The organism is Calothrix rhizosoleniae SC01, from assembly GCF_900185595.1.
Classification (GTDB): Bacteria; Cyanobacteriota; Cyanobacteriia; order Cyanobacteriales; family Nostocaceae; genus Calothrix_A; species Calothrix_A rhizosoleniae.
Map to the genome: position 1 here is coordinate 1 of NZ_FYBH01000131.1, position 9,833 is coordinate 9,833.

Consider the following 9,833-nt stretch of genomic DNA (forward strand, 5'->3'; position numbering starts at 1 on the left):
AGCAGTATTACCTGGACAAAGGGTTGCTTTGCTGTTGAGCACTGAAGAACCAGCATTAGTAAAAATAGGCATAGGCGATCGCGAATTCATATCCAGACCCCATCCTACCCAAACTAATACTTTGGAATTTGAATTGGGGGATATTCCCGCAGGTGCATATCAAGTGCGTCCCAGATTGCGGGTGGATGGGGTAGATAGTTTGGTTGTGGACTATAGTGTTATACCTCTGGTTTTACCGCTTGGTTTTATTCCGGAAGTTTCTTTGGTAATTAGTTAGTTGGTGATTTATTTCACGCAGAGGCGCAGAGGCGCAGAGAGAATGGATTAATGAATTATTTAGAAAAATGGCAACATAATAACCAAGAATATTTGACGAAAGTCTTATTATGGTTGCGTTTGTGTCTCAAAAGACAGGTGCAAACGCTGGAAAAAGGAAAAGAAATACCACAACCCAAGGAAGTATCACCAACCAAACAAAAACAACGTTTTTTCCGACTTGACAAGTCGGAAGTTTTACACTTACCTGCTTTACCTGCAGATGAACGCATTGTTAATTACATTAAAGGACTGAACTACTTAGATGACCGTTTAGTTTCCTTAGTTACACCCTTAGATGGTGGGAATATTCAGTATCAATTACCACAGTCCCATCAACAAGCAGTAGAAGCGATCGCCACTTATCTACAACCCTCTCGAACTCCCTTAGTGATTCAACTTCTCGGTTCCGACTCCTCTAGCAAGCAACTTTTAGCACAGCAAGCAGCCCAAAGTATGGGTTTGTTTGTTTACCGTTTATCATTAGAATTATTACCTAGTCAAGCCGCCGAATTAGAAACCTTTATCCGTCTCTGGGAAAGGGAAAGCTTACTTTTACCAATTATTCTTTACCTCGATGCCCAGGAAATTACCAGTTCCCCAACGGAAGCACAAAATACATCCCTATACCGCTTCCTGAATCGTACTAACAGCTTATTATTTCTCAGTAGTCGAGAAATTCGCTCTAACTTAGGTCGTCCAACTGTTCCCATAGATATTGAAAAACCCACCCCAGAAGAACAAAAACAACTTTGGCAAACAGCATTAGGTAATAGCTGGGATGATATTCCAGCCCAACTAGCCAGCCAATTTAACCTCAACCTACCCACCATTGAGCAAATCAGCCAAACCGCACTTACCACAGCCTCCAACCAGAACCTACGGGACAAAATTTGGTCTACCTGTTTAGCCAATACCCGTCCCCAATTAGATATTCTCGCCCAACGACTCAACCCCAAAGCCACCTGGGAAGATATTGTCTTACCCCCAGAAGAAACCAGCCTGTTGCAGCAAATCGCCGACCAAGTCAGACAGCGTAGTAAAGTTTACCAAGAATGGGGATTTGAAAACCGGATGAATCGCGGCTTGGGCATCAATGCCTTGTTTGCTGGGGAAAGCGGCACGGGTAAAACAATGGCGGCTGAGGTAATTGCTAATGAATTACGTTTGAATTTATACCGAATTGATTTATCGGCAGTAGTGAGTAAATATATCGGGGAAACCGAGAAAAACCTGCGAAGGCTATTTGATGCAGCAGAAGATGGGGGAGCAATTTTATTTTTTGATGAAGCAGATGCTTTGTTTGGTAAACGTAGCGAAGTTAAAGACTCCCATGACCGTTATGCCAATATTGAAATTAACTATTTATTGCAAAGAATGGAAGCCTTTCGCGGATTAGCTATACTAGCAACTAATATGCGAAGTGCTTTAGATCATGCCTTTGTGCGGCGTTTGCGGTTTATCCTCACCTTCCAATTTCCCAACCCCCCCGAACGCCAGAAAATATGGCAAAAAGCGTTTCCGAGGGAAGTACCCAGAGAGAACTTAGACTTTGCTCGGTTAGCAAGATTGAATTTAACAGGAGGTAGCATTCATAATATAGCCCTGAATGCCGCATTTTTAGCCGCCCAGCAAGGAACAGGGGTGACAATGCCCTTAGCATTGCAAGCAGCGCGGACAGAATTTCGCAAATTAGATAGACCCATAAACGAAGTGGATTTTCGCTGGGAAGAACCAGTGGGGGTGAAGGTATGAATATTAACGTTAATATTGAGCGGTTAATTTTGGATGGCGTGGCTGTTCCCCATGCCGAACGACCTTTTTTGCAGGCGGCAGTAGAGGCAGAATTGGGGCGACTTTTGGCAGATGGAGGGTTGGCTCCTAGCTTGGTTGCGGGTGGTGCTGTGCCTCGGGTGGATGGTGGTAGTATGGCAATTGAGAATAGTAGTAATTATACGCAAATGGGGCGGGATATAGCTCATGCTGTATATCGGGGGATGGGTTCATGAGCAAGCAGACGGTAGCCCAGCAGACACCGACGACATCACCGCTTTCTCAGGGTGGGATTTTGCAGAGGAAGTGTGAGACATGCGGGCAGCACACCATTGCAGGTGGGGAGTGTGAGGAGTGTAAGAAAAAAGCTGGAATAATACAACGGCGTGCAGCGAATCATAATGAATCTTCAGAAGTGCCGCCCATTGTGCATGAAGTATTACAGTCTCCCGGTCAACCTTTAGACCGAGATACTCGTAGTTTCATGGAATCTCGCTTTGGACATGACTTTAGCCAAGTGCGGGTTCATACGGATACGAAGGCAGGAGAGTCAGCGCAGGCAGTGAATGCGTTGGCGTATACCGTTGGTCACAATATTATCTTTGGTAAAGGGCAATACGCCCCAGAATCCCCACAAAATCGGTACCTCTTGGGGCATGAGTTGACACACGTTGTTCAACAACGCAGTGTCAATTATTCCTCACAAACAGACATTAATTTTGGGGCAGAACATGATGGCTTCGAGCAGCAAGCCGAGCGAAACGCACAGACATTGAAGTCCAATCGATTGATTTCGAGCGTTGGTTCTGTGTTAGCAACACCTATGCTACAAAGAGTATCGGCTTGGCAGAGATTTATTCGATTTATCGGATTTGAAGGAACTTTCGACGATCAGGAATTACAGGATTATCTTACTTTTCTAGACGACAATAATCGCATTGAAGATCGCTTTGATAGTGATAATAAAGCCCGCGCCATTGTGCGGCGCTGGATGGGAGGAGCCACTGGCTATACCCTTTCTCCACAAAGAAAGATCCTCTTGATTGAGGAGATGCTCTCCGGTCCCACTGGAAATGCTGACGAAGAAGCTATTCTGAATCTGATAGCCGGTTCGCCGGATTCCGAATTGACCACAATTTTCAGCCAGGTCAGCCCTCAAACTATCAGAGATGATGTCCACGGTAAAGAACGTCGCCAACTGGACCAGTTGATAACTGCCTATGAAGCGAGAACACGTCCTCTCTTACGTCGGGATATTTTTTCCGGGACACATGCCGTAACACCGACCGAACACGCGGTTGTAGAATCCATTCTGACACCGGGCGCAACCCTCGTACAACCACCACCACCGACCCCTGGGGCAGCCCTGCCACCACCCGTGGTCCAGGGACCGCCTGCGATGACTGGACTCCCCCCATCACCGGGTACCCCAGGCACTTTTGAGAACGACATGGTTGCTACACTAAGTAGCTATCTAAATACACAAGCAACACAGTTTCGTGCCCTTCAGGCGGCAGGTCCCCCCGCCTTTCCCATATCACAGGCCAATAGCATTGCCCTTTCAGCGCAGAATGTTACGGAACAATATTTTGCACCCTACATTCGTACAGCCAGTCGCACACCTTCCGGAGAGTACCACCCCGCAGTATATTCCCTCGCTTCAATGATACGGGATCAATCTACTGTGCCAATTACAGATGCCGGCACCGCTGCAGCGCCGGGCGTGACCCCCAGACCCGGCCGCATCGGTTGGGTTGGATACTGGATGAAGCAGGATTTTTCGGGGGGCGAGGCGGTGATGAACCGTTACAATTGCGTGCCTTCGTCACGACTAAGCCCCGATGGGATCGAGTTTGCCCGCGTTCGGAATAGATTTGCTACTGACCCAGCCAATCGTGCTGACATTGACGATACCATTCATAGCTGGCCAGCTGAGGCGACCGGGGGTATTAACATTCAGCCCTACCGACCTTCCGGCTCAACAAATGCCGAACGTAGGACACGTTGGGACCTTTTCACTACCCTGATACATGAGTTTATGCATATTCTAGACCACCCCAATTATGAGCGCACCTATAGGCTCATCGGTGGCGAGGCAGGTGAGGTTCTTAGAGAAGGTATGGCTGACGTGATGCGGCGTGACCTCTGGGATGGTCCAGGGAGACTGCAATCCCGGCTCGCTACAGCGGAATACGCGCCAATTCGCAGGCAAGTAGAAGGACGGGACTACCCCTATAAAAGCAGTGTCGTTCACTACCACCCCGACTACAGGGAATACGCAGATGCACGCGATATTGTTAATGGAAGGTCGGGGCAGCCAGGGGTGGGGATCGAAAACGCCAAGGTTGCGTTTTTTATGGGACATACAGAATTATTGGGTCTGGGCGCAGGTACATCAACATCCGGTGGAGCCTCTCTTGCAGGGGTTGCGATGTATTCAAGTACTGAAAGTGCCGAGGCTGAGATAGTAGTAGTTGGCACGGGTGACACTTACGCTAGCATTCAAAGCAGAACTAACGCATCTCCAGGCGGAATATTGGATGCTTCCTCTGGTACGCCTCTCAGTCCCGGTGCCGCCCTGACTGTGGGGACGCGATTACGAGTACCAGGTATCAGATATGTGTATGCTATACAGGAGGATACGATAGGAAGCATTGCTAGGCAGCATGGGGTGTCAGTCGCCGATCTCGTGAGAGCGAATAATCTTCCGGCTACTACGCCTGATAGCTACAGGTTTCCTACCGGTACACGTGTCTTGATTCCTATTCATACAGCTAGTCCATGAGAAGCACTATGAGCTTGAAACTTATACTAAGTGGACATTTGAATTCTTGGCAATATCTTTGTGGAACCGAAACATTTTTTTAGTTCAGCAACACCACAAAGGATTTTTTTATAAGTAATTAAACAAACTTGATATTAGTTGCGAAATTGGAGAAAAGAACTAATGAAAACGCGATCGCCCACCCAAACCCAAAACCAAATATCATCCTTTACCCCTGTCCCCACTGGACTGCTACAACGTAAATGTTCATCCTGTGGACAAAATGCTGTAACAGGTGGAAAATGTAGCGAATGCAGTAAGAAACAACAGTTATTACAACGTCATGCGACAAATCAGGCTGAATCTTCAGAAATACCGCCAATTGTGCATGAAGTATTGCGTTCTCCTGGTCAATCTTTAGACAAAGATATTCGTGGTTTTATGGAACCGCGTTTTGGACATGATTTTAGTCATGTACGAGTGCATACCGATGGACGGGCAGCACAATCTGCACGAGCCATTGATGCCCTAGCCTACACTGTAGGAGAAAATGTGGTATTTGGACAAGGACAATATGCACCCAAAAACAATAGCGGAAAACAATTGTTAGCGCACGAGTTGAGCCATGTTGTCCAGCAATCAAATTCCATTTTCTCAAACTCATCTCCCCTAGCAATCGATGAAGCAGGAAGCAAATTTGAGGCACAAGCCGAACAGTCGGCAAATCAGGTAATACATGGTTCTGTACCCCAACCAATGTCGCAGCATCAGACGACAATGGTTCAGCGTAAAACTAACGATTCTAGTGTACCTTCACCCTTACCACTGCTACCTAGACGGGATTTGCAGTTATCTGTAACAACAGCAGAATTAGCTGCAAGTGAAGCCCTATCAGCAAGTAACCCCAAGTTAGTTAGTGTGGCAAAAAGTTTTCAAGATTTGATCGCTACAAACCCGCAAGCATATATTGAAATTTCTGGCTATTTGAGCAGTGATTCTAGATATAGCAGTGCTAAGGAAAAGCAAAATCGTCGCCAAATTCTTCAGCGATTTGATCTGGTTAAAACTACATTAATCGGTTTGGGTGTACCCGCAGACAAAATTGAAATCCAAACCAGCCCACCGTTTTCCGATAAGAGGGGTGGAATAATTGAAGTTGAGGTTCACAAGAAGCGAGCTTCGTTATTGAAGTTGCCGTTTCCCCCTACTCCATCTCCTAAACCAGGACAAAAACTTCCAACTTCGACTCCTGCAACGGGCAAACAAAGTACTGGTGGAGGTTTTAAGTTACCTGACTTCTCGAAATACACTAAGTTCAGCATCAATATCTTTGGCGACTCCAAACTAAATTTTGACTTGCCATCATCTGTTGCCGCCGAATTACCATTTCAGGTTGGGGATGGCAAACAAGTAATAATGGAGTTTAAAGCACAGACATCCCAAGTATTTAGTTTCTCTATTAAGGTTAAAGGCTTACCTCAAGTGGAACTGGGTGCTTCTGCTTCGGTGAATATAAGTGGCGAAAAACCTAAAGGCAAATTTGAAGTTGGTGCTACTGCCACCAAACAAGTATGTCATGCAGAGAATGCTAAAAGTCTTAAATCCCAAATGCAAGCTAAAGGCAAGGAACTCGTTGATGCTGTCAACGCCTTTAATGCAGCTAGAAAGAACAATGACGGCTCATTTGATTCTGACAAAGATATGCTAGAAAAAGCTGGCAAGGTAGGAGGAAAACTTAAGGATCTTTATGACTTGAGAAAGAAAGCCATGGAGTCATGTAAACCCGTTCCCATTGGTTCACTCAAAATTGTTGGACAAGGAGGGATCGCAGATCCAAACAAGCCCCCAGAAAAGCTTGACTTAAATAAACCAGAACCTCTGGGGAATTCAATTATGTTGATATTTGAATGGAAGTTTTAATTAACATCACTTCAGCTCAATCATTACAATAAGTTGGGGTAAAAGTGTTGAGCTAAGCCGGTTCTTTGGAAAGAGGACTAACATAGGGATAAAAGAATTTTACCCCTATGTATTGGAAGTCCCTTACCCAATCCTAAGAATCCTTAAACGATTGACATTTTCGATCGCTAAGACCTTTAACGATGATGCAAGTATTATACTCAATCATACCAGTGTAAGTTCCTTCTGGAGTTCCTTTTGCACCGATACCGTCAGCAATTAAGGGCTTTGGTGTCACTTCAACCCCCGCTTGTTTAGCAACTACTTTCAATACTTTGTCATTAGCCGTTAACTCTGCAAAAACAGTGGGAACACCTTTGGATTTGATTTCATCAGAGAGTTCCTTGACCTTAGTTGCGCTGGGTTGTTCTTCTGTAGAAAGTCCCAATAATGTTCCTTCTACTGTTAAACCGTAAGCTCTGGCATAATAGCTCATGGCATCATGGGTTGTGACCAACCTACGCTTGTCTGCTGGGATTAAAGCTATTTGCTGTTTAATCCAAGCATCGAGTCGATCTAATTTGGTATTGTATTTTTCCGCATTGGCTTTGTAAGTATCAGCATTACCCGGGTCAACCTGAGCTAGAGTATCGCCGATTAACTTCACCATCTCTTTGCCATTATTAATATCATGCCAAACATGAGGGTCTGGTGCTTTTTCTCCGTTTTCTTCGTCAACTTGAATCACATTTGCAGTTGCTTTTTCATGCAGAGGAATTTTTGGCGCTGGAGTTTTGGTCGCTTCTGACATCTCGACAATGGAAGGTTCAAAGTTTAATCCTGCATAAAAGACTGCATCTGCATCCTCAATTGCTTTACGGTCTGAGGGTTTCGCTTCGTAGGTGTGGGGGTCTTGGTCGTAGCCTATTAAACAATTGCTGTCAATTTTGTCAGCACCAATTTTTTCTACCATGTCACAGATGACGCTGTAGGAAGCAACAACTTTTGGTTTTCCATCATTACCTGTTGTTTGGTTTGCTTTTTCGCCTTCAGTAGAGTTACATCCAGTCAAAATTACGAACGCAGTTAAAGCCGCCGCACTCACAAGCTTGCGAGAGCTAGTTTGTAGTTGTTTGATCACTTTACCTTGGAAATATACTGTGAATATCATTTATGATATAATTTATGATATAAAATATCAAAATATGATATAAAATATCAAAATTATTGAAAATTATTTTCAATACAACTATAAAATCTTAATATTTTTTTATTTTGATAGCTAGACTTTCATCCAAACATGCCTTGTTATCATAGTGTTAAATAAATGCAAAAAGAAAATTTACGCTAATATAATCCCTAATCATATATGATTTTTGGTCAATTATAACATAAACTTTAACTAATAATTACAGTAAAAAAATATTATGATTTAACCAATAATTAAGGAAAATATTAATTACATACTTTCTCAATTACTTTAGATTAGTATAGATTAAATTTATAGAGAATAATTTTTATTTATTTCAGGAATGAGGTTTTTGCGTGATGTTGCAAGTCAAAAACTTGTCAGTTTCTTATCGAGGTAATTACGCACTTAGAGAAATTAACTTTAATTTAGAGCCTGGTCAATTAGTTGGTATATTCGGACCAAATGGAGCAGGTAAAAGTACCATGATTAAAGCAATGTTGGATTTAATCCCAGCAACTAGTGGTGTAGTTACTTTCAAAGGTAATCCGCTCAAGCAGAAATTAGATAAAGTTGCTTATGTTGCACAGCGATCGCAAATTGATTGGGATTATCCAATAAAGGTGAAAAATGTGGTGATGATGGCTAGAACAATCCCTACGGGTTTATTTCGCTATCCTTCACGTCAGTCACAGGAACTGGTGAAAATGGCATTAAAAAGGGTAGAAATTTGGGATTTAAGAAATAGACAAATTGGTGAACTTTCCGGTGGACAGCAACAAAGAGTTTTTCTCGCCCGTACTTTAGCTCAACAAGCAGAAATATTCTTTTTTGACGAACCATTTGTAGGGGTGGATCGGAAAACGGAAAATATCATTTTTGAAATTTTTCATGAGTTACAAGAGCAAGGCAAAATTGTCATGGTAGTAAGTCATGACTTAGGAGAAAGTATCAAAAATTACACTGACATCTTACTTCTCAATCAGAAAATTATTACTTTTGGTCATCGTGAGGAAGTGTTGAATCAGCGGAATCTTGATATTGCTTACGAAAATCACATTTTACCAGAAGTGTAACGAGAGGATGAAAGCCCCTGAAAAAGATCAACACAGTTGCGTATTTTGTTCTTTAGACAGGGGATGAAACCCGATACGGTAGGATTTATCCCACAGTCCCTACAGGGTGAGCGCAAAAAAGTGTGGAGACTGTGGGAGGTGTAGGAAGTGATTTTTTTGGATACTTAGCTAGAAATACGCCCAAAATTTCGTTCACCCGTCCCCAGAACATGGGATAATTAATAATATTCAGGAGGTGATTTGTTTGTACGGTTGTCAGCAAGTTTTAATTCACCCAAATCCAGATTTAAAAGCAATTTTATCATTTATTTGTTCCCAATCTAATAAATTGTCAAATTGCGCTCTCTACTATGCACGACAAATTTGGTTTAAAGCTAAACGCTACATCACTAAATTTGAGTTAGATAAGGAAATGAAATCAAACCGTCATTTCCAAACCCTCTATTCTCAATCTGCGCAACAGTTATGTCGTTCTGTATATGAATCCTTTGCTAGTTTTAAACAACTTAATGCTTTGTATAAACGTGGTGAGTTATTAGAAAGACCTAGACCACCAAAGTATAGAAAGAATGGTTTAAACATTGTTAGCTATCCCAAGCAAGGGTTAAGGTTAATAGAAGATAGGCAAATTAGAATCCCTCTTGGTAAAACTATAAAGGTATGGTTTAAGTTGGATTTTTTCACCATACCTATGCCGTCAAATTTGAAGTTTGATTCTATTCGAGAAGTCAGGATTTTGCCGAGAAATCGCTGCTTTTATGCAGAGTTTGTTTATCAAACCGAGGCTGTAATATCTGATGTAGATAAAGGTAGAGTA

6 protein-coding genes and 2 pseudogenes are annotated in these 9,833 nt (G+C 43.0%); 7 read left to right on the forward strand and 1 reads right to left on the reverse strand.

Features of this window, described 5'->3' with window-relative positions:
• From CALSC_RS26335 to CALSC_RS07960, 5 genes and pseudogenes are all read left to right on the forward strand, one after another.
• Positions 1-277, forward strand: a pseudogene (locus CALSC_RS26335) (DUF4255 domain-containing protein); the annotation flags it as partial.
• A 50-nt stretch (positions 278-327) separates the two neighbouring features.
• Complete coding sequence (locus CALSC_RS07945) at positions 328-2,070, forward strand: ATP-binding protein (RefSeq protein WP_088240833.1); 1,743 nt, start codon at positions 328-330, stop codon at positions 2,068-2,070.
• Positions 2,067-2,324, forward strand: coding sequence for a hypothetical protein (locus tag CALSC_RS07950; protein ID WP_088240834.1), 258 nt, complete (start codon positions 2,067-2,069; stop codon positions 2,322-2,324). The genes CALSC_RS07945 and CALSC_RS07950 overlap by 4 nt, the downstream gene beginning before the upstream one ends.
• Positions 2,321-4,873, forward strand: coding sequence for an eCIS core domain-containing protein (locus tag CALSC_RS07955; protein ID WP_088240835.1), 2,553 nt, complete (start codon positions 2,321-2,323; stop codon positions 4,871-4,873). Before CALSC_RS07950 ends, CALSC_RS07955 begins: the two co-directional genes overlap by 4 nt.
• Before the next feature lie 162 nt (positions 4,874-5,035).
• Positions 5,036-6,772: an eCIS core domain-containing protein gene (locus tag CALSC_RS07960; protein ID WP_088240836.1), complete on the forward strand. Its 1,737-nt coding sequence runs from the start codon at positions 5,036-5,038 to the stop codon at positions 6,770-6,772.
• Positions 6,773-6,905: 133 nt separating this feature from the next.
• Here CALSC_RS07960 and CALSC_RS07965 read toward each other — a convergent pair whose 3' ends face one another.
• On the reverse strand, positions 6,906-7,922 hold the full coding sequence (locus CALSC_RS07965; RefSeq protein ID WP_088240837.1) for a metal ABC transporter substrate-binding protein: 1,017 nt from the start codon (positions 7,920-7,922) through the stop codon (positions 6,906-6,908).
• A gap of 377 nt (positions 7,923-8,299) precedes the next feature.
• Here CALSC_RS07965 and CALSC_RS07970 point away from each other — a divergent pair, with 377 nt between their 5' ends.
• Both CALSC_RS07970 and CALSC_RS07975 read left to right on the forward strand, forming a co-directional pair.
• Positions 8,300-9,016, forward strand: a complete 717-nt coding sequence (locus CALSC_RS07970) for a metal ABC transporter ATP-binding protein (protein WP_088240838.1) — start codon at positions 8,300-8,302, stop codon at positions 9,014-9,016.
• A gap of 235 nt (positions 9,017-9,251) precedes the next feature.
• A pseudogene (locus tag CALSC_RS07975) lies at positions 9,252-9,833 on the forward strand (RNA-guided endonuclease TnpB family protein); the annotation flags it as partial.

What these genes read in the sequence shown, in the direction of transcription:
- CALSC_RS07950 (WP_088240834.1), top strand. Translation starts at nt 2,067, where the DNA reads ATGAATATTAACGTTAATATTGAGCGGTTAATTTTGGATGGCGTGGCT.
- CALSC_RS07965 (WP_088240837.1), bottom strand. Translation starts at nt 7,922, where the DNA reads ATGATATTCACAGTATATTTCCAAGGTAAAGTGATCAAACAACTACAA.
- CALSC_RS07945 (WP_088240833.1), top strand. Translation starts at nt 328, where the DNA reads ATGAATTATTTAGAAAAATGGCAACATAATAACCAAGAATATTTGACG.
- CALSC_RS07960 (WP_088240836.1), top strand. Translation starts at nt 5,036, where the DNA reads ATGAAAACGCGATCGCCCACCCAAACCCAAAACCAAATATCATCCTTT.
- CALSC_RS07955 (WP_088240835.1), top strand. Translation starts at nt 2,321, where the DNA reads ATGAGCAAGCAGACGGTAGCCCAGCAGACACCGACGACATCACCGCTT.
- CALSC_RS07970 (WP_088240838.1), top strand. Translation starts at nt 8,300, where the DNA reads ATGTTGCAAGTCAAAAACTTGTCAGTTTCTTATCGAGGTAATTACGCA.